At 71.6% G+C, this 17,780-nt stretch carries 16 protein-coding genes and 2 pseudogenes; 11 read left to right on the top strand and 7 right to left on the bottom strand.

Going from position 1 to position 17,780, the window contains the following annotated elements; all coding sequences use genetic code 11:
• Positions 1 to 154: 154 nt before the first annotated feature.
• A pseudogene (locus RZ50_RS29590) lies at positions 155 to 333 on the top strand (IS5/IS1182 family transposase); the annotation flags it as partial.
• 272 nt (positions 334 to 605) lie between these two features.
• Here the strand turns inward: RZ50_RS29590 and RZ50_RS28075 are convergent.
• Positions 606 to 809 carry a hypothetical protein gene (locus tag RZ50_RS28075; protein ID WP_196948405.1) on the bottom strand — a complete coding sequence of 68 codons (204 nt, stop codon included), beginning with the start codon at positions 807 to 809 and terminating at the stop codon, positions 606 to 608.
• Positions 810 to 1,154: 345 nt separating this feature from the next.
• Between RZ50_RS28075 and RZ50_RS28070 the strand changes: the two genes are divergently transcribed.
• From RZ50_RS28070 to RZ50_RS29585, 3 genes and pseudogenes are all read left to right on the top strand, one after another.
• Complete coding sequence (locus RZ50_RS28070) at positions 1,155 to 1,949, top strand: BTAD domain-containing putative transcriptional regulator (protein WP_196948406.1); 795 nt, start codon at positions 1,155 to 1,157, stop codon at positions 1,947 to 1,949.
• Positions 1,946 to 5,608: a BTAD domain-containing putative transcriptional regulator gene (locus RZ50_RS28065; protein WP_196948407.1), complete on the top strand. Its 3,663-nt coding sequence runs from the start codon at positions 1,946 to 1,948 to the stop codon at positions 5,606 to 5,608. The genes RZ50_RS28070 and RZ50_RS28065 overlap by 4 nt, the downstream gene beginning before the upstream one ends.
• 121 nt (positions 5,609 to 5,729) lie before the next feature.
• A pseudogene (locus tag RZ50_RS29585) lies at positions 5,730 to 5,863 on the top strand (exodeoxyribonuclease III); the annotation flags it as partial.
• A 526-nt stretch (positions 5,864 to 6,389) separates the two neighbouring features.
• Here the strand turns inward: RZ50_RS29585 and RZ50_RS28060 are convergent.
• Complete coding sequence (locus RZ50_RS28060; RefSeq protein ID WP_196948408.1) at positions 6,390 to 7,490, bottom strand: D-TA family PLP-dependent enzyme; 1,101 nt, start codon at positions 7,488 to 7,490, stop codon at positions 6,390 to 6,392.
• A gap of 286 nt (positions 7,491 to 7,776) precedes the next feature.
• Positions 7,777 to 8,433 carry a DUF1906 domain-containing protein gene (locus tag RZ50_RS28055; RefSeq protein ID WP_196948409.1) on the bottom strand — a complete coding sequence of 219 codons (657 nt, stop codon included), beginning with the start codon at positions 8,431 to 8,433 and terminating at the stop codon, positions 7,777 to 7,779.
• Between the two features lie 19 nt (positions 8,434 to 8,452).
• Here RZ50_RS28055 and RZ50_RS28050 point away from each other — a divergent pair, with 19 nt between their 5' ends.
• Entirely contained in the window at positions 8,453 to 8,968 is a 516-nt protein-coding gene (locus RZ50_RS28050) for a hypothetical protein (RefSeq protein WP_196948410.1), read from the top strand.
• Positions 8,969 to 9,036: 68 nt separating this feature from the next.
• Here the strand turns inward: RZ50_RS28050 and RZ50_RS30400 are convergent, their stop codons facing one another.
• Positions 9,037 to 9,534 (bottom strand): AAA family ATPase, encoded by a 498-nt coding sequence (locus RZ50_RS30400; RefSeq protein WP_374200001.1) that lies wholly within the window; start codon positions 9,532 to 9,534, stop codon positions 9,037 to 9,039.
• Between the two features lie 85 nt (positions 9,535 to 9,619).
• On the opposite strand from RZ50_RS30400, the gene RZ50_RS28040 reads away from it, so the two are divergent.
• Both RZ50_RS28040 and RZ50_RS28035 read left to right on the top strand, forming a co-directional pair.
• Positions 9,620 to 10,576, top strand: a complete 957-nt coding sequence (locus RZ50_RS28040) for a hypothetical protein (protein WP_196948412.1) — start codon at positions 9,620 to 9,622, stop codon at positions 10,574 to 10,576.
• Positions 10,577 to 10,895: 319 nt separating this feature from the next.
• Positions 10,896 to 11,324, top strand: coding sequence for a hypothetical protein (locus tag RZ50_RS28035; protein WP_196948413.1), 429 nt, complete (start codon positions 10,896 to 10,898; stop codon positions 11,322 to 11,324).
• Between the two features lie 166 nt (positions 11,325 to 11,490).
• On the opposite strand, the gene RZ50_RS28030 is transcribed toward RZ50_RS28035, so the two are convergent.
• Both RZ50_RS28030 and RZ50_RS28025 read right to left on the bottom strand, forming a co-directional pair.
• Entirely contained in the window at positions 11,491 to 11,847 is a 357-nt protein-coding gene (locus tag RZ50_RS28030) for a beta/gamma crystallin domain-containing protein (RefSeq protein WP_196948414.1), read from the bottom strand.
• A gap of 627 nt (positions 11,848 to 12,474) precedes the next feature.
• Complete coding sequence (locus tag RZ50_RS28025; protein WP_254803082.1) at positions 12,475 to 13,260, bottom strand: SDR family NAD(P)-dependent oxidoreductase; 786 nt, start codon at positions 13,258 to 13,260, stop codon at positions 12,475 to 12,477.
• Between the two features lie 223 nt (positions 13,261 to 13,483).
• Here RZ50_RS28025 and RZ50_RS28020 point away from each other — a divergent pair, with 223 nt between their 5' ends.
• Positions 13,484 to 13,762, top strand: coding sequence for a hypothetical protein (locus tag RZ50_RS28020; RefSeq protein ID WP_196948415.1), 279 nt, complete (start codon positions 13,484 to 13,486; stop codon positions 13,760 to 13,762).
• 242 nt (positions 13,763 to 14,004) lie between these two features.
• Here the strand turns inward: RZ50_RS28020 and RZ50_RS28015 are convergent, their stop codons facing one another.
• Positions 14,005 to 15,081, bottom strand: a complete 1,077-nt coding sequence (locus tag RZ50_RS28015; RefSeq protein WP_196948416.1) for an ROK family transcriptional regulator — start codon at positions 15,079 to 15,081, stop codon at positions 14,005 to 14,007.
• A 54-nt stretch (positions 15,082 to 15,135) separates the two neighbouring features.
• Here RZ50_RS28015 and RZ50_RS28010 point away from each other — a divergent pair, with 54 nt between their 5' ends.
• The 3 genes from RZ50_RS28010 to RZ50_RS28000 all read left to right on the top strand — a co-directional run bounded on the left by RZ50_RS28010 (position 15,136) and on the right by RZ50_RS28000 (position 17,742).
• On the top strand, positions 15,136 to 16,197 hold the full coding sequence (locus RZ50_RS28010) for a Gfo/Idh/MocA family oxidoreductase (RefSeq protein ID WP_196948417.1): 1,062 nt from the start codon (positions 15,136 to 15,138) through the stop codon (positions 16,195 to 16,197).
• 71 nt (positions 16,198 to 16,268) lie between these two features.
• Positions 16,269 to 16,757 (top strand): heme-degrading domain-containing protein, encoded by a 489-nt coding sequence (locus tag RZ50_RS28005; protein ID WP_196948441.1) that lies wholly within the window; start codon positions 16,269 to 16,271, stop codon positions 16,755 to 16,757.
• A gap of 136 nt (positions 16,758 to 16,893) precedes the next feature.
• Positions 16,894 to 17,742 carry an NAD(P)H-binding protein gene (locus RZ50_RS28000; RefSeq protein ID WP_196948418.1) on the top strand — a complete coding sequence of 283 codons (849 nt, stop codon included), beginning with the start codon at positions 16,894 to 16,896 and terminating at the stop codon, positions 17,740 to 17,742.
• Positions 17,743 to 17,780 lie beyond the last annotated feature (38 nt).

The following is a 17,780-nucleotide window of genomic DNA, read 5'->3' as shown; positions in this document are numbered from 1 at the left end:
CCCCCACCGCCGTCACGCCCCAACGCCCACGGCAGACTCCGTCAAGGAGCAGTCCGGCGGCGGGGCCGGCAGGGCCGTCGAGGCCTACGTCGAACGCGCCGACACCCACACCGAGCGCTGGTCCGACCACGCGGCCGGGGACATCGACTGGCTGGTGTCGGTCGACTCCACGGTCGTGCGGGCCCACCAGCACTCCACGGGCGGCAAAAAGGGGCACTCGACCGGGACGAAGCGGGTGATCACGCCCTCGGCCGATCCCGCGGCGGACTGAGTACCAAGCTCCACCTGGCCTGCGACGGACGCGGCCGCCCACTGAGCTTTGTCCTGACGGGCGACAACACCAAACAGCGCCTTGCTGCTTCGGGCAGCTCATGTCAATCATGAGTGCATTTTTGAGCATGGGGCACTTCGGCTCGGGCCCTGCGTCGAGCCGCTGCGCAGGAACGCTCAAGCGGGACTGTTCAGGAGGGAGCGCTCAGGCGGGAACGACCGAACCGCGCGACACCGGCGGCCGGCTCCACCAGGGCGGAGCAACGGCGCGGTGCGCGCGGTTCGGGTACCTCATTCACCTCGGGCACTTCGGGTGGCGCCGCAGGGGCGTCGGGTCAGCCGGTGCTGCCCGCCGAAGCGGCGATCACCGAGAAGACGTACAGGATCGCGGGCAGCGCCCCGAGGAGCGTGACCACCACGGCCAGCACGGCCACCGGTCGCCGCGTCCCCCGCAGCATCCACACGAGGGAGCCCACCAGGGCGAAGAAGGCCAGGGTGACGACCCCGGCCGTGAGCAGAGCGGACGTCTGAACTTGCATGCTGTTCGGTCCTTTTGGTGTGACGTGTCCAGTCCGATTCGTTGCACGTCGCACGGCGGACGGAGCGGAGTCCGCGAACCCCTTGGTAGGAGGGGTGAACCGTCCGGCAGCACGACAAAGCTGACGCTAGCTCAGATCAACATGCCGGCAACAGTGTTGGAGGAAGCACGAAAAGGCGAGATCCCCCGGGCTACCACCCCCGAGGGCTCCCACCTGCAACGAACGTCGGACTGGACGAGTCACACGACGTCTGCATCCAGTATCCCCGCAAGGGCTAAACAGGAGCGAAACGGCGACTCTGCCAAAGCACTTAACGACTGCTGAGTGCTCTGTTAATGTGCCCGGGTGGCGACAGACCTTCAGTTCCTCCTGCTGGGACCGGTGAGCGCCCGCCGGGCCGGCACCCCGATCAGCCTCGGGCCGCCGCAGCGCCGCGCCCTGCTGGCGCTGCTGCTGCTCGCCCGCTCGCAGGCTGTCCCGGTCGCCGTGATCCGCGACCGGCTCTGGCCTACGGGGGCACCCGCCACCGCCATCGACGCCATCCAGGTACACGTCCACCACCTGCGCCGCCGACTCAGGGAACACACCCCGGCCGACGCCCCGGCGACGGAGCTCGCCGGCTACCCCGGCTACTCCCGCGAACAGGCCAGCTACGCCCTGCACATCGACGCCGAGGCGGTCGACGCCCTCGTCTTCCAACGGCGGGCCGACCGGGGGCGGGAGCTGGAGGGCAAGGGCGACTACAAGGGCGCCCTTGAGATGTGCATCACCGCCCAGGCCCGCTGGCGCGGCGAACCCCTCGCCGACCTGGAACCCACCCCCTACGTACGGGCGATCCGCCAGGGACTGATCGACCTCTGCCAGGACGTCCGCACCAGGGCGGCCCGGCTCCGGATGAGGACCGGCGCGGTCTCCGACGCCGTCGTCGACCTCCAGCAACTCAACCTCGAACACCCCGGCAACGACGTCATCGTGGTGCTCCTCTCCACCGCACTCTTCCTGACCGGCTCCCGCCGCCGCGCCCTCGCCCTCCTCGACGAGGAACTGGCGCGCTGGGAGCAGCAGTACGCGCGAGTACCGGAACAGCTGCGGCGGCAACGCGAACTGGTCCTCTCCGGCGCGTTGGAGGAACAGTGGTGACGGTCGACGCCCGGCTGCTCGGGCCCGTGACCCTGACCGTCGACGACGCACCCGTCAAGATCCGCGGAGCCAACGGGCGCGCCCTGCTCGCCGCCCTGCTGCTCCAACCCGGGCGACCCGCCGGGCTCGAACAGCTCGTCCTGGACATCTGGGGCGACGGGGCCGCGCTGAACGCCCGGGCACAACTGCACACCGCGGTGAGCCGGCTGCGCGCCGAACTGCGCGCGGCAGGAGCCCCGTTCACCGTCACCCGGCACGCGGGTCTGGAGAGCTACGCGCTCGACATCGACCCCACCGACCTGGACCTCACCCGGTTCCGGGCCCACCTGGCCCGGGCCCGCGAAGCCCTCACCGAAGGGCGGCCCGGGCAGGCCTCCACCCTGCTCCAACGCGCCCTGGACTGCTGGAGCGGACCGGCCCTGACCGGCATCCGGGCACACGGGCGACTGGAGACCGAACGGCGTCGGCTGGAGGAACTCCGCCTGGAGGCACTGACCCTGCGCAACGACGCCGACCTGCGGGACGGCCGGGCCGAAACGGTGCTGCCCGAACTGCGGGCGCTGGTGGCCGCGTTCCCCGAGGACCAGCGGTTCCGCAGCCAACTGGAGGAGGCCCTGGAGCGCTCGGGCCGGGCGGTCGAGGCCTGGCGGCTGCGACGGGACAGGAGCGACGGCGGGCAGGCGGCGGTGGCCGTGGCGGCTGTGGTGGCCAAGCAGAAGACCAAGCAGCCGGCCACCGAGGAGGAGCCCCGGATCTCGCTGCTCGGCCCAGTGCAGGCCTGGCTGGGCGGCAACCCGGTCCCGCTCGGCTCGCCCCAGCAGCAGGCCGTGCTCGCGATCCTGGCCACGCAGCTCGGCCAGCCGGTCACGACCCAAGAACTCGTCGAGGGCCTCTGGGGGTACCATCCGCCGGCGCAGGCCGTCGCCGCGCTGCGGACGTACGTGTCACGGCTCAGGGCGGTCCTGGAACCCCAACGGGAGGTGCGCCGGCCGGCGAGCCGGCTCGTCAGCGTGAGCGACGGCTACGCACTGCGCCTGCCACGGCAGAGCGTCGACCTGCACGTCTTCGAGGACGGACTCGCCCAGGCCAGAGCGGCCCGGACAGCGGGGGACCACGCCGAGGCCGTCCGGGCGGCCACCGCGGCGCTGGGCCTCTGGGAGGGCGTCCGGCCCTTCGTAAGCCTGCCCGGGCCCAGGATCGACACGCTGCGGCTCAGGCTGGTGGAGAGCTGGGTCGCCGGGCAGGAGCTGCGCTTCGAGTCCCGACTGGCCCTGGGCTCTGGTGCCGAGCTCGTCGCCGAGCTGACCGGGCTGACCCGCGAACACCCGCTGCGCGAGCGGCTGCGCGAGCTGCTGATGGTCGCCCTCTACCGGGCCGGCCGCCAGGCCGAAGCACTCCGCGTCTACGCCGACACCCGGAAGCTGCTGATCAAGGAACTCGGCGTCGAGCCGGGTACGGGGCTCGCGTCCGTGCATGCCCGGATCCTCTCGGCCGACCCTTCACTCCTCCACCCGGTGCCGAGCCCCCACCGCTCGGAGCCACCTGCCCCTCCGGCCCCGCCCGCACCGGCACAACTCCCGCCGGGTGTCGCGGACTTCACCGGACGGGCGCAGCTGGCCAGTGAGCTGAGCAGGGCCTTGCTCGAAGGAGCTGCCGAGCCGGTGGTCCAGGTGCACGTGCTGTGCGGGATCGGCGGGGTGGGGAAGAGCACGTTGGCGGTGCACGCCGCCCACGCCGTCCGGGCCGAGTTCCCGGACGGTCAGCTGTTCGCCGATCTGCGGGGCGCGGGTGGGACGCCGGCCGATCCGACGACCGTGCTGGGTGACTTCCTGTACGCGCTGGGCGTGGTCGAGGCACCGGACTCGTTCGAGCAGCGCGTCGCGCTCTACCGTTCCCTGATGGCCGGCCGGCGGATGCTCATCGTGCTGGACAACGCCTGGGACGCAGATCAGGTACACCCACTCATTCCCGGAGCGTCCGGCAGTGCGGTGCTGATCACCAGCCGCTCACGGCTGTCCGCGCTGGCCGGGGCGTCCATCTCGGACGTGGAGGAGTTGACCCCGGAGGAGGCTCTGGACCTGTTCTCCACCATCGTCGGCTCAGCCAGGGTCGCCGCCGAGCCGGAAGCCGCCTCTTCGGTGGTCATCGCCTGCGGACTCCTGCCGCTCGCGGTGCGGATCGCCGCCACCCGGCTGGCGGCCCGGCCGCGCTGGAGCGTCAGCGACCTGGCTCAACGGCTGACCGGCCAGCGTCACCGACTCAATGAGTTGAAGGTCGGGAGTCTGGCGGTGGAGACCACGATCGGGCTGGGGTACGACCAACTGTCGACGGAGGAGGCGCGAGCCTTCCGTCTGCTCTCCCTCGGCGACTCGCCGGACCTACCGCTGTTCGCGGCCGCAGCTCTGCTGGACCTGCCGGAGGAATCCGCCGAGGCCCTGGCCGAGAGTCTGGTCGAGGCGAACCTGCTGGACAGCCACACCCCCGGGCGCTACCGCTACCACGACCTCGTCCGGCTCTACGCCCAGCAGCGGAATGAGCTCGTCGACGACGAGGACGAACGGAACGCCGCACTGCGTCGGCTCATCGACGTCCTGCTGGCCACCGCGCGCGAGGCGGTGCGGGAACTTGGGCTGGGCGACGAACTGCCCGATCCGCTCTACGACCCTCCCGTCCCCCCGCTCGCTCCGACGGGCGGGAGTCAGGGCCTCCAGAACTGGCTCACCTCCGAGCGGTACCTGATCGTCGCTGCCGTCGACGCCGCATGCCGTGGGAACGCGGTGGGCCCGGCGGTGGAACTCGCCATCACGCTGGGTGAGTTGCTACCGGACTGGGGCTCGATGCAGCAGTTGACGGGCCTCCTCCAGCGGGCGGCACAGTACCAGCGCGGGTCTGCCCTGCCGGCCAGGATCCGTTACCTCCAGGGCGACTTGCACGCGCAAGCGGGGGATTTCCGGGAAGCCGAGGTGGCGTACCGGGAGAGTCTCGGACACCTCGGGCCGCAGGACGGGACACGGTTGCGGGCGATCGTGTCCTTCCGGCTCGCCCTTGTGCTCAGCATGACCGATCGGACCGCTGACGCCCTGCCGCTCTACGAGGAGGCCTTGGAGATCAGCCGGAGTACGGGAGCGGTGGTGATCGAGACCCGGATCCTGGCGAACATGGCCAGGGCCTACGTGGTGTCCGGGCAGCCCGAGGCAGGACTGCGAGCGGCACGGGGCGCGGTCGAGGCGGCCAGGGCCACCGGCAGTGCGGTTGCCCTCGCCCAGGCGCTCTACCAGCTCGGCGTCACGCTCGGCGCGACCGGAGCACCGGGCGAGGCCGTCGACCGCCTGCGCGAGGCGCTGACGCTGTACCGCTCCCAACAGCTCAGGCTCTGGGAGGGCTACTCGCTCGCCCGCCTCGCCGCCGCCCTGCTCGCTTCGGATCGGGCCCCGGAGGCCGCCGAAGCCGCCACCGAGTCACTCGCCATCGGGGCGGAACTGGACGCCGCCTACTGCCAGGCGCTCGCCAACGCCGCCCTCGGCGAGGCCCTGCTGCGCCTTGACCACCCGGCGGCCGGCCTGGACCGGCTCCAGGAGGCGCATGCCGTCTTCACCCGCCTCGGCGTGCCCGAGGCGGGCACGGTGCGCGAGCTCACGCAGCGTGCTCAGGGTCTGTGACCGGGCCGTGTGACGGCCCGGTTCCTCCGTCCTGCCACGGAGCCCATACCCCGGGGCCGGATCAGGCGCCGGGTCAGGAGAAGGAGAGGTCGACCCTTTTTCGAAGGCGCCTATCCGCTGACGCATCGACCTCCAGGTCGCCACCCCGGCCTCGCCGCCAAGGCCGTCGAGGCCTACGTCGAACGCGCCGACACCCACGCCGAGCGCTGGAGCGACCACGCGCCCGTCACCGCGGTGTACGAGCACGACTTCTGACACCGGCCGAGCCGCTCTCCATGACCGATGGCTCGGCCACATTGCTACGCCATGCCAACCCGCAAGGAGCGGCACCCCGCTCACGCACCGCCGGATCGTTCAGCCGACTGATGGGGGGCTCCCGGACGGTGCGGCTCTGGACCGTGCCCACCGGACCTGATACCGCAGCGGCGCCGGCGGGGGCCTGATCATCAGCAGGTGATCGACGCGATCGCATGAAGGCACGGGGCCGGCCGCAGCAGGTGTGCCCGCCCGCTGGGTACGCCTCATGGCGGCGTCCACCGCCGACGGCTGAGCCAGGCGATCGACAGCAGTGCGTCATCGGTCAGCAGCTTGCAGAGCCGGCAGCAACGGTCGTCCTGACCGGTAGGACTACGGGCTCAGGGCCGCCCTGTCCAAGCCACCCGATTCCGGGCACCCCTGCCGTGCGTGTGGCGGGGGCGGGCGCACCGCCGACCATCACGGCCAGGCCCCTGGCCTACCTCGCCGGACAGGGCGCCGCCGCCTCGACGGCGGCACCCTGTGGTCAGGCGTTCCTGCCGCGGGCGGCCACGCGCCACCGGTCCACCAGCTTGCCGCCGCTGACCACGGCGACGTCGTCGACGAGGTTCACCGCCACGCAGACGTGGTTGGGGACCACCCGCAGGCGCTCGCCGAGCGCGGGCAGGTCGGTGTGCTCGGGCCAGAGCACGGTGGCGTGGTGCTCGGACAGCGCCGTGATGCGGGCTTCCGGGTGGTCCATGAGCCGGCCGAAGCCCGTAGCCCACGCCGGTCGGTCACCGCCGAGGACCTTGCTGCCCGCGTCCAGGACGACCCGCCGAGGCATGCTGTCGTCTCCCTCGTGCCGGCTGACGACGGTCGCCGCGACCGTCAGCGCGATGTCCTCCACGGCGCACCGCCCGAGTTCGAGCTGCTGGGCGTCGCCGAACACGTAGACACCCGGCCGCGCCTCGGTGACCGCCGAGGCCCCGGTCAGCTCCGCGGTAGGAGTGGAGCCGCCGCTCACCCGCGTGACCTCGAAGCCCGCGGCGGCCAGCAGCTCGGCCGCCTGCCCGAGGGCCTGCTGCTCCTCCTCGGCCGCCTTCGCCGGCATGCCCGGTGCGTAGCCGTGGCCCGGGAAGGTGAACACTCCCCCGACGCGGAGCCCCGCGCGGGCCGCCGCCCGGGCCACCTCCACGGCCTGAACCGGGCGGACACCACTGCGGTGGTGGCCGCTGTCGATCTCCACCAGGACCTCGATGTCGCCCGCCGCGTCCCCGAGGTGCCGGCCGGCTGCCTCGGCGGCTTCGACGGAGTCCGTCCCGATCGCGATCCTGGCCCTGGTGCCGAGCCCGCGCAGCCGCTCCGCCTGCCGGGGCCCGATCCAGAGCGGGTAGGCGATGAAGAGGTCGGTGACGCCGTGCTCGGCGAAGACCTCGGCCTCCCCGATGGTCGCCACCGTCAACCCGACGGCCCCCGCCGCGAGCTGCCGCGCGGCGATCTCCGGCATCTTGTGGGTCTTCGCGTGAGGGCGCAGCCGCAGGCCCTTGGCCCGTAGTGCTCCTGCCATGCGCTCGATGTTCCGTTCGAGCACGTCCAGATCGACCATGATGTCCGGGGTGTCGATCTCCGCCGGGATTCCGCTCATCTGTTTCCTTCTCGACTCGAACCTCATCGGACGTATTCTCGCTCCCCGAGGATCAACTCAAGCAACTCACGCGGGCGACCTCGTCGGGCCAAGATCTGAGGGGCAGGGTCGGCGGCCAGCGCAGGACGGGCGAGGTGTGCTCCTCGGGGGTACCTCCGCCGTCCCTTCCTTCGTCGAGGTGCCCGTGGTCGGCCACGACGACCATCAGCCAGTCCTCCCCGCCGGACGAGGTTTCCGGCGGGTGAAGGGCCGCCGTTGGTTCCCTCCGGGGGGTGGGCCGGGAGTGTCAGCCGATCATCGCGACCGGGCCGTTCCAGGCGTCCTGGTCGATGGTGAGGGATACGCCTCCGTAGCTCTCCTGCTGGTTGACCGCGTACTGGTGGCCGCGCCGGGCGCCGCTCCACTGGCCGGCCGGGAAGGGGAAGTCGCTGCTGGTGTCGGCCGCGCCGTCGTACAGGGCGTACCACAGTGCGTCCGGCAGGCCGGTCGCACCGGACGATGCCGCCTGGCTCATGGCCAGGGCACTGGACTTGCCGAAGCCGTAGAAGCCGGCCCAGTATCCGCGAGAGTGGAGGGCCGCGTCCCAGGCCTGGACGTACGTCAGGACCGCGGCGCTGCAGGCGGCGTCGGAGGCATTGTAGGTCTCCATGTCCAGGTAGATGGCGCTGCCCGTGCCCATGCCGAGGGAGGCAGCGTGGGCGACGGCGTCCGCGCCGTCGGAGGAGCCGAGGGAGGCCGCGTTGGCGGCGGTGATCCGCTCCGGGTTGCCGGAGGTCTGGCAGGGCGGCTGCGCGCCCACGTAGAGCGGGATCAGCTGCCATCCGGCGGCGTGCACGGTGTGCACCCACGAGGACGTCAGGTTCGGCTGTGAGCAGCCCCGGTTCTGGCCGCCGATGTAGACCGCGGCCGCGCCGTAGGGCGACTGGCCGTACCACGCCTGCATCGCGGCCGAGGACGGTGCGGTGCAGGTGTCGAACGCCTTCCCGGTGAAGACGGCCGGTCCGCGGGCGGGCGCGGGGACGTTGTTCACCGGGGCCGCCGCCTGGTCGGCGGCGCCCGGTGCGGAAGGGGACGCGCTCGTCGAAGGCGCCGGGTGCGACGACGATGCGGACGCCGAGGCCGATGCGGACTTGGAGGGCCTGGGCGAGGCGGACGGCGAGCCCGAAGCGGAGGGCGAGGCCGAGGGCGAGCCGGAGGCGCTGGGGCTCGCGCCGGCACTCGTCGTGTCCGCGGTCGGCAGACCCGTGGCGGTGCCGGCCGCGGCGCCGTCACCGGCGGCCGGGTGTGCCGCGGCGCTGCCACTCGCAGAGGAGTGCCCGACCAGTCCGGTGGTGACGAGCGTCGTCGCACCGGCGGCCAGGAGCACGCAGGTGGCGCTCAGCGCGACGGCCCGGCTGTTCCTGCGCCGTCGAGACCGGGCACGGCGGGAGGTGGTGGCGCTGGATCTGTTCTGGTCGGACACGAACCGTCCCTGGTAAGCGAGTTGGACTACGACGATTGATCGGTCAATGGTGACAGAGCGTCTCCCGGGCTTCACCGCCACCCCTCACCGCCATGCCGGGAGTGGCGGGTAGCCGCTCCGGCGCCGGGCGACGGACCGGTGAGCTGTCACGGCGGTGTCGCTGGACGGAACCCGCCGAGCGGCGTTTCCGATCAGGAGCGAGGAGATCCTCCAGAGCGCCGGGCCTCGCGAGCCACGGCCCGAACTGCCACATCGCCGGTCCCGAGGGTGTGGCGTCCGGCGGTGAGGTCGTGGGCGTGCCCGTCCGGGGGTCACCAGCCGTTCCCCGCCCGCTCGGGCGCGTTCGAAGAGCCGGGCCAGGCACTGCTCGGCCTGGCCGACCCAGGGACCGGTCAGGTCCGCGGTGGACAGCGGATAGAACGACACCCACGCCTGTGCGGCCAACGTCCGTGCGACGCTGGTCTTCCCGGTCCCGGGCGGGCCGGCGAGCAGCAGACCGGACAGCGGGCGCACACCTCTGCTGTGGCGGCCTTCCTGGAAGGGGACTTCAGATGCTTCGTGGTGTTGGAGAGACACAGGCATCACCCGGATACTCACCGTTTCGAGCGGCGGTCAATCCGTCCCGCTATTCCGGATGATTGCGGCCAGCAGGATGCGGGAACCCACTGTGAGCAGCGGCACCTTGTGCCTGATTCGCTTTCTGCCACTGCTGGACGTGCTCAAGTCGCCGGTGCGACAGCCGGTCGACGACGTCATTCGCGGCTGCCTGGACTCCAGAGAGATCGCGGACAGCGTCCTGATAGGTCTCGACGAATTCTGTGGGGCGATCGGTCCGCTGCAGGATTTCGACTCTCCGGCTTTCTTCGAGCAGAGCGTCGCAAGCATGGCTTTGATTGCAGCTGGAGCCGGGCCGGCGCACTCGTCTTCGGCGGAGGTGAGGATCTCGGAGCGGGCGGTCGGAGTGTGGAGCGCATTGGCCCGCCTGATGAACGATCAGGCGCCGGTGTCGGCACCCCCGGTCGTCGCTGACTTCGCGGAGCGTGAACGCAGTGCCCAGCGGGAGGATGAGCGTGCCCTGGATTCGAGGGAGCGTGATCCGCTGGCGGTCATTCGGCGCGCTGAGCAGCTGGCTTTGGCGGGAACCGCGATGAGGGCTGAGCTGTCGAAGGTGTCGACAGCGCTCGGATGGCGTCCTTCCGGGCCTTGTGGTCCACAGTGCACCTGGCCCGTTTGTGAGCCATCGGCGGCGAACTGCGTTCGCCATCGCAGCTTCCAACCTCAGCAGACGCTGGCCGCTCGACTCCAACGGAAGCAGGGTGCGGAGTCCAGGCCGTGGTACTTGATCTCCATCGATCTCTCGGCAGACAGTGACGAGCCGTTTGAGTTCGTCACAGAGATCGGGGCGGACGGGCATGAGTTGCGCAAGGTGGCTCAGTACATGGATGGCCGACTCGTCCGCGCGGACCGGGAGTGCGAGGTGCGGGGCGGGGTGGAGCTCAGCTCGGAACGCATTCCGTCGCTGGCCGAGCTCGAAGGCAATGACGATCTGCATGTCGAGGAGACATCTGCGGAATTCTTCGAGCGACGTTGGCAGGAAGGGATCACGGGCTACATCGGGAACTGATCTCGAACGTCAGTATCATCCTGGATGGATTTGCGAAGTCGGTCCTGGCCTGTTTGATCAGGCGGCCAGGACGGGCATCGCGGGCGACTCATCCAGCTGAGCGTGGCGCCGATGATGGGGTGATCGGATGAGAGTGCCCGAGCTGGAAACCGGGATGACCCGGATGGGGAGCGCTGTGAGACTGGGCGGCGTGACGCGACCTGAGCTTTCAGAGCTGGAGTACTTGACGGAGATCGAGCGGCTTGCCCGTGCTGTGACGGGCGCCGCGTCGGCGGAGGGGTGGCTGTCGTACGGGCCCGAGGCGGAGGACGCGACGCGCTTGCAACGGGCGGTGAACGCGCTGGCCCGGGAGATCCGGCACTACCACTTCCCGGGGGACGGCTGCCTCGGCGAGGAGGCGGGCCGGCCCGAGGTGAAGCTGGCCGGGGTGGCGATCCTGCGGCCCGGGGCGATGCCGGAGGGCATGGAGGAGAGCTACGAGGAGGCGTGCTCGCGCCTCGGGGTCGAGGCCAGGCCCGAGGGATGGGCCCTGTGGAACACCTGGGGCGACGGGGACCTCCAGGTGACGATGGTGGTGTCGGCGGTCGACACCACGGAGGGCCTGCTCGCGAACTGGTCGCGGGGCAGGAAGCTGTACCCGGTGATGCCGGTGCCCTCGCAGATCGCGCTGATCCATCGTGGTTGGGCCGCGCACATGGTCTTCTCCCCCTTCGGGGTACGGAAGTTGGGGCTCGGCGGGCAGCCGTGACACCACATGCCGGCGCCGGCCACCCCTTGGAGAGAGTGGCCGGCGCCGGTGAGCCGCGGTGGAGCAAATTCACGTCACGGAAAATTCGAGGGCGATCCACGTGGTGCGGGAACTTGCGGTGATGCAACCGGGCGAATTTCCGCTCGGGGCCCGCTCCGCCGGTTCGTCAGAGGATCTGGATGGAGTTGACCCTCGGCGGACGGTTCGGGAACGTGATGTCGGTCCAGCGGTTGATCCTCACCGAGTCGCCGTTGGCGTCGGAGTAGACCAGGTCGTTGTTCCCCGTGGAGATCCGGTCGACCCACCACCCGCCGAAGCCGATCGTCCCCCCGTTCGCGTAACAGTCGACGCTGTCACGGCCGTCGAGGTGCGACCAGATCTTCAGGAAGTCATTGCGGCTTCCGTCACACTGGACGTGGTCGATGGCGAAGGCGTTGCCGGAGGGCACGGCCACGGTGAGCGTGGTCGCCGCGGCGAAGGCCATGGCCATCGAGCTCACGACCTTCTTCGCTTTCGAGATCATGGATTCTCCTCAGTCGGGTGAAATGTCGAATCGGAGTCCGCTTCGCAACCGAGTTTCAGTTGCGTCGTGCTCGATCAGTATCCAGACCGCCTTTGTGAGGGTCAATCGAACAAACCTTGCCCTGACTCGTTCTCGGTCATTTCCATCCGAACTTTCGGCGAGGCGTGGGGTGTGTTGTTCTGGTGTGTCGCGAGTGGTTCCGGGGTCTGGTGGACGAGTCGTCGGCCGAGGGTCGCCTACCGGCTGCCCTGACGTGGGGTGATGGTCGGACCACCGACCGCGCGCGGCAGGTGCTGGGGGGCACCTGGCTGGGAGAGGGGGGTGGGGCTGGCGAGTTCGCGCATGACGTGTCGCGTGTTACCGGGAGAGGGGCGGGGCGACGTGCTGGCGCCCGTCACCGCGGTGTTCAACACCGGCGACAACTGACCGACGAGCAGCGGCGGTTATCCAGAGCCGAGCAGGCGGCCGATCGGCTACGACGATGGGCCTGTCGCGCCGCGGTGCCCCTGCTGCCGAGCGGCACCGCGCTCGGGGCCACGGGCGCGGTGCCGGTCATTCGCCACTTCGACGCCGTCCCGCGCCGAGTGGGCGCGGCCACGGGCCGACTCGGCGCGGGAGAGAGGGCCGCTAGAAGAAGCCGCCGTCCATGCGCAGGGTGCGGCCGGTCATGTAGGAGGCGTCGTCGGAGGCGAGGAAGGCGTAGCCCGCGGCGATCTCCTCGGGCTGGGCCAGACGTCCGAGCGCGCCGTGGACGGACAGCCACTGGGAGAGCGGCATCGAGTCCCGGAGCTGGGGGTGCTGGTAGCCGGCGGCGTTCTCCGCGGCCATGTCGGTGGCGGTGCCGCCGGGGGCGATGGCGTTGATGGTGATGCCGCGCCGGCCGAGCTCCGCGGACAGGTTGAGGACCATGGATTCCACGGCCGCCTTGGCGGAGGCGTACAGGGTGTGGTGGAACACCGCACGGGAGGCGCTCACCGAGGAGGTGAGCACGATCCGCCCACCCTCCCGCATGTGGGCGGCCGCGTGCTGGACGGCGAACAGCTGGCCGCGGGTGTTCACGGTGAACACCCGGTCGAAGTCGGCCGGGGTGATGTCCTCCAGGGCGCCGAAGTGCTCGATGCCGGCGCACGAGGCCAGCACGTCGAGCCGGCCGAACTCGGACACCGCCCGCTCGATCAGGGCCCTGGTCTGCTCGGGGTCCGCGACGTCCGCACGCAGGGCTAGCGCCCTGCCGCCGTCGGCCGCGAGCGCGGCGACCAACGCATCCGCCTCCTGCTGCTTGCTGCGGTAACCGATGGCGACCGCCGCCCCCTCCGCGGCCAGCCGCGCGGCGACCGCCGCACCGATCCCCCTGCTGCCGCCGGTCACCACCGCGACCTTGCCCGCGAACCGACCGCCGTCCACTCCTGCCATCGATGTTCTCCCTTTCCGTCGCGCCGCCACCGGTGCGCGAGCACGGGTGCGGCAAGGGCTCTGGTTCCAGCCGTCGTGCTCCTCGGGCCGGTGCGAACGAGGCTAGTACCGTGACCGCGAACGTTCACGGCGTCGGGTGGCGTTCGGCCGAGCGGCGCGTGCGGTCGCGGGGCTGTGGCACTGGTGGTGTCCTGGGCCTCTGTGAGGGTGGCAGCATCGTCTCGTGGTCACTCGTGTTGAGGAAGGCGAAGCCGTGGCTCAGGGGGACGAAGTGGTCAGGGCTCTTCTGGTGGCGATGGCGACCTTGGAGGATCTCGTCACGGTGGGGCATGACTCTCATGTGGCGCTGAGCACCCTGGAAGGGATCGCCCACGAGCTGGGCGGGATGGATTCGGGGGAACGCCGGCGATTCATCGAGGGGCTGGAGCGCATTGCCGCGGAGGAGACGGATCGGGCCGCCTGGATCCGGGGCATTCCGGATGCACTGGGCCTTGATCGTTGAGGCCCGGGGGCCGGAGGTCACGCGGCTTCACGGATGGGACGTCCGCCCCGTCGAATGCCCTTCTCGCCACGGATGCGCGCGTTCGCGGCGCTGGGCGGCCCGCCTCCCGCGCCGAGCCGTGGAGTGACCACGCTCCCGTCACCGCCGCGTTCGACTTCGGCGGCAGCCGCCCCACGGACAGCAGCAATCGACCAGAGCCCGGAAGCGGCCTCGGCTGACGGCGTGGCGCCGGCCCGGCGGTATCAGAGGAAGAGGCGGGTGAGGGCGAGGGCGGCGGCGCCTTGGGGGATGGCGAGGCGGGGGGCGCGGGTGAGGGTGACGTGCTGCCAGTGGGGGTCGGGGATGCGGGTGGCGAGTTCGGTGCGGATGGCGGTTTCGAAGGGGTCGGGGTCGTCGAGGAGGGTGGTGCCGCCGAGGCTGATGTCCTCGACGTCGAGGAGGCGGACCAGATTGGCGACGGCGATGCCGAGGGCCCGGGCGGCTTCGTCGGTACGGCGGGCGCGCAGGGCGGTGAGGCAGACGGCTTCCAGGCAGCCGCGGGCGCCGCAGGCGCAGAGCGGGCCGGTGGGGTCGACGCACTGGTGGCCGAACTCGCCGGCGTTGGTGCGGGCGCCCCGGTGGACGCGGCCGCCGAGGACCAGGCCAGCCCCGACACCGTCACCGAGGTAGACGAAGGCGCGGTTGTCGGGGCCGAGGCGGCTCAGGACGCCGGCGGTGGTGTTCTTCTCGACGATGACGGGCAGGTGGGTGCGGGCCTCCATCTCGTCGCGCAGGTGCAGGCCGTGCCAGCCGGGCATGCCGGTGACCTGGTGGAGGACGCCGTCCCGGGTGTCGAGGGGGCCGGGGCAGGCGAGGCCCAGGCCCAGGACGCGCTGGGCGGTGGGGCCGGCGGTCAGGTCGTCGACCATGGCGGCGAGTCGGTCGAGGACCGGGCCGGGTTCGCCCTGCGGGTCGACGGCCGCCTCGGCCCGGGCGGTGACGGTGCCGGTGAGGTCGACCTGGAGCAGGCGTATTCCACGGCGGCCGAGCTGGGCGCCGAGGGCGAAGCGGGCTCGGGGGACGAGGCGCAGCAGGGTGCGCGGTTTGCCCGTCTGGCCGGCGACGCGTTCGCGGCCGGCCTCGGTGAGCAGCCCTTCGGCGAGCAGGCGTGCGGTGATCTTGCTGATGGCCTGGGCGGTGAGACCGGTGTGTGCGGCCAGTTCGACCCGGCTGATCCCGTTCTCGGCGCCGGCCCGGACGGCACGCAGGACGGCGGCGTCGTTGCGGTCACGCAGCAGGGAGAGGTTGCGGACGGGGTGGAGGGCGGGGTCGGTGGTCACCTCCTGATTATGGAAGCTTGCGAGTTAATCCACGCTGTTGTTTAACTAGGAGGCATGAACCTCCCGCAGCTCAACGTCGGACTCATCGGCTACGGCATCGCCGGTGCGGTCTTCCACGCGCCTCTGATCAGCACCACGCCGGGCCTGCGGCTCGCGGCCGTGGTGACCTCCGACGCCGGACGCCGAGCGCAGGCGGCCCGGCTCCACCCGCAAGCGGCGCTGCTCCCGGACGCGGACGCACTGTGGGCCGCGGCGCCGGACCTGGGCCTGGACCTGGTGGTGGTCGCCTCCCCCAACCGCACCCACATCCCGCTGGCCACCGCCGCCCTGCGGGCCGGCCTGCCGGTCGTGGTCGACAAGCCGCTGGCCGCCACCGCCGCCGAGGGCGAGCAGCTGACCGGGCTGGCCGAGGAGCGGGGGCTGCTGCTGAGCGTGTTCCAGAACCGGCGCTGGGACGGCGACTTCCGCACGGTCCGGCATCTGGTCGACTCGGGCCGGCTGGGGCGGGTGAACCGGTTCGAGTCCCGCTTCGAGCGCTGGCGCCCCCAGCTCAAGGGCACCTGGCGCGAGCTGGGCGACCCGGCGGAGGCCGGCGGTGTGCTCTACGACCTCGGCGCGCACCTGGTCGACCAGGCGCTCGTCCTCTTCGGCCCGGCGACGCGGGTCTACGCCGAGCTGGACGTGCGCCGCGCCGGCGCCGAGGCCGACGACGACAGCTTCGTCGCCCTCACGCACGCCAGCGGCACCCGCTCGCACCTGTGGATGAGCGCGACCGCCGGCGACCTTGGCCCGCGCTTCAGGGTGCTGGGCTCCGAGGGCGCCTACGTCACCCACGGCATGGACGGCCAGGAGGACGCGCTGCGCCAGGGCCGCACCCCCGCCGATCCGGACTGGGGCGTCTTCGCACGCGAGCGCTGGGGCGCCCTGCGCGCCGGGGAGACGGTCGAACCGGTGGCGACCCTGCCCGGCGCGTACCAGGACTACTACACGGGCCTGGTAGGGGCGCTGCGCGGCCAGGGCCCGGTCCCGGTCGAGCCCCGCGACGCCGTCGAGGCCCTGCGCGTCCTGGAGGCGGCCCAGCGCTCCGCCCGTACCGGGCAGGCGGTGGCGCTGTGAACCCCGGCACCGTGAACCCCGACGCCGCGAACCCCGGCGCTGGGAACCCCGGCACCGCGAACCCGGACGCCGTGAACCCCGGCGCTGGAAACCCCGACGCCGCGAACCCCGACATCGCCGAACTGGAGCGCCAGCAGCGGGAGTTGCAGCTGCCCTCGTTCGACCTGGACGACGCCTGGCGGCTGGGCTCGCTGATCGTCACCCTGGCCCGCGAGCGGAAGCTCGCGGTGACGGTCGACATCCGGCACGGCGAGCAGCAGGCCTTCCACGCGGCGCTGCCCGGCACGAGCCCGGACAACGACGACTGGATCCGCCGCAAGGCGGCCGTGGTACGCCGGTTCAACGAGGCGTCGTACCTGGTGGGCGAGCGCTACCGGGCCAAGGGGCGGGTCTTCGACCTCGACCCGTCGCGCTATGCCGCGCACGGCGGCTCCTTCCCGCTGCTGGTACGCGGGACGGGAGTGGTGGGAACGGTCACCGTCTCCGGGCTGCCGCAGGTGGAGGACCACCGCTTGGTGACGGAGTGCCTGGCCCGCTTCCTGGCCGAGGGCGCGGAGTAGCCGCGTAGGCCGCAGCCGGTCGGTCGGGTTCCGGTGGTGCCACAGTGGTGGTCGCCGGTGCGATGGCGCACCGGCGGGCCCTGCCGGCAGGGCACCACACCTCAGCACCGCTGAGCTCATGAAGAGGGAATGTTCGATGATTCTCGTCACCGGAGCAACAGGGAACGTCGGCGGCGCCGTCGCGCGGCAGCTGCACGAACAGGGCCACGGCGTCCGGGCACTGGTGCGCGACCCCTCCCGGGCGGGCGGCCTCCCGGCAGGGGTCGAGCTCGCCGTCGGCGATCTCGACGACCCCGTCGGTGTGTCCACCGCAATCCAGGGCGTCGAGGCCGTCTTCCTGATGCAGGCCGGCGGCGGGAGCGGGCAGACCAGGACGGTGATCGACGCCGCGCGGAACGCGGCGGTGCCCAGGATCGTCCTGCTCTCCTCCGTCGGCGCGCGCCTGCTGCCGCTGGAGGAGAACCCCATGGGAGCCGCCCTCGCGGCTCGCGAGCAGCTCCTGCGCGAGTCCGGCCTCGGGGTGACCTACCTGCGGCCCAACACCTTCGCGTCCAACGCCCTCTGGTGGCGCGACTCCATCCGTGCGGGCAAGGTCGCCGCCCCGACCGGTGACGGCCGGCACGGTGTGATCGACCCGGAGGACATCGCACGCGTCGCCACCGTCACCCTCACCCAGGACGGCCACGTGGGGAAGGGGTACTTCCTCACCGGTCCGGAGGGCCTGACCTCGCGCGAGCAGGTCGAGATCATCGCCGAGGTGACCGGGCGTTCGATCGACTTCGAGGACATCACTCCCCACGAGTTCGCCCAGGCCGCCATCCGGCGGGGAACCCCGCCCGAGGAGGCACACCTCCTCGAACGCCTGCACGCGTTCCTCCGCACCGGCCGCGCCGGATTCGTCACCGACGACGTCGAGAACATCACCGGAACAGCCCCCAGGACCTTCCGCGACTGGTGCGAGCGCCACGTCGACGCCTTCCGCTGAGCCCGGCACCTTGGTGGAGCGCGGGCACTCGTCGCGCT

Source organism: Kitasatospora sp. SUK 42, from assembly GCF_015776785.2.
In the GTDB taxonomy this organism is placed as follows: Bacteria; Actinomycetota; Actinomycetes; order Streptomycetales; family Streptomycetaceae; genus Kitasatospora.
Note: the sequence above shows the minus strand (reverse complement) of the source record. Positions and strands in the feature narration are given on the sequence as shown.

What these genes read in the sequence shown, in the direction of transcription:
- RZ50_RS28075 (WP_196948405.1), bottom strand. Translation starts at nt 809, where the DNA reads ATGCAAGTTCAGACGTCCGCTCTGCTCACGGCCGGGGTCGTCACCCTG.
- RZ50_RS28060 (WP_196948408.1), bottom strand. Translation starts at nt 7,490, where the DNA reads ATGAGCGGAATCCCGGCGGAGATCGACACCCCGGACATCATGGTCGAT.
- RZ50_RS28055 (WP_196948409.1), bottom strand. Translation starts at nt 8,433, where the DNA reads ATGCAGGCGTGGTACGGCCAGTCGCCCTACGGCGCGGCCGCGGTCTAC.
- RZ50_RS30400 (WP_374200001.1), bottom strand. Translation starts at nt 9,534, where the DNA reads ATGCCTGTGTCTCTCCAACACCACGAAGCATCTGAAGTCCCCTTCCAG.
- RZ50_RS28030 (WP_196948414.1), bottom strand. Translation starts at nt 11,847, where the DNA reads ATGATCTCGAAAGCGAAGAAGGTCGTGAGCTCGATGGCCATGGCCTTC.
- RZ50_RS28025 (WP_254803082.1), bottom strand. Translation starts at nt 13,260, where the DNA reads ATGGCAGGAGTGGACGGCGGTCGGTTCGCGGGCAAGGTCGCGGTGGTG.
- RZ50_RS28010 (WP_196948417.1), top strand. Translation starts at nt 15,136, where the DNA reads ATGAACCTCCCGCAGCTCAACGTCGGACTCATCGGCTACGGCATCGCC.
- RZ50_RS28000 (WP_196948418.1), top strand. Translation starts at nt 16,894, where the DNA reads ATGATTCTCGTCACCGGAGCAACAGGGAACGTCGGCGGCGCCGTCGCG.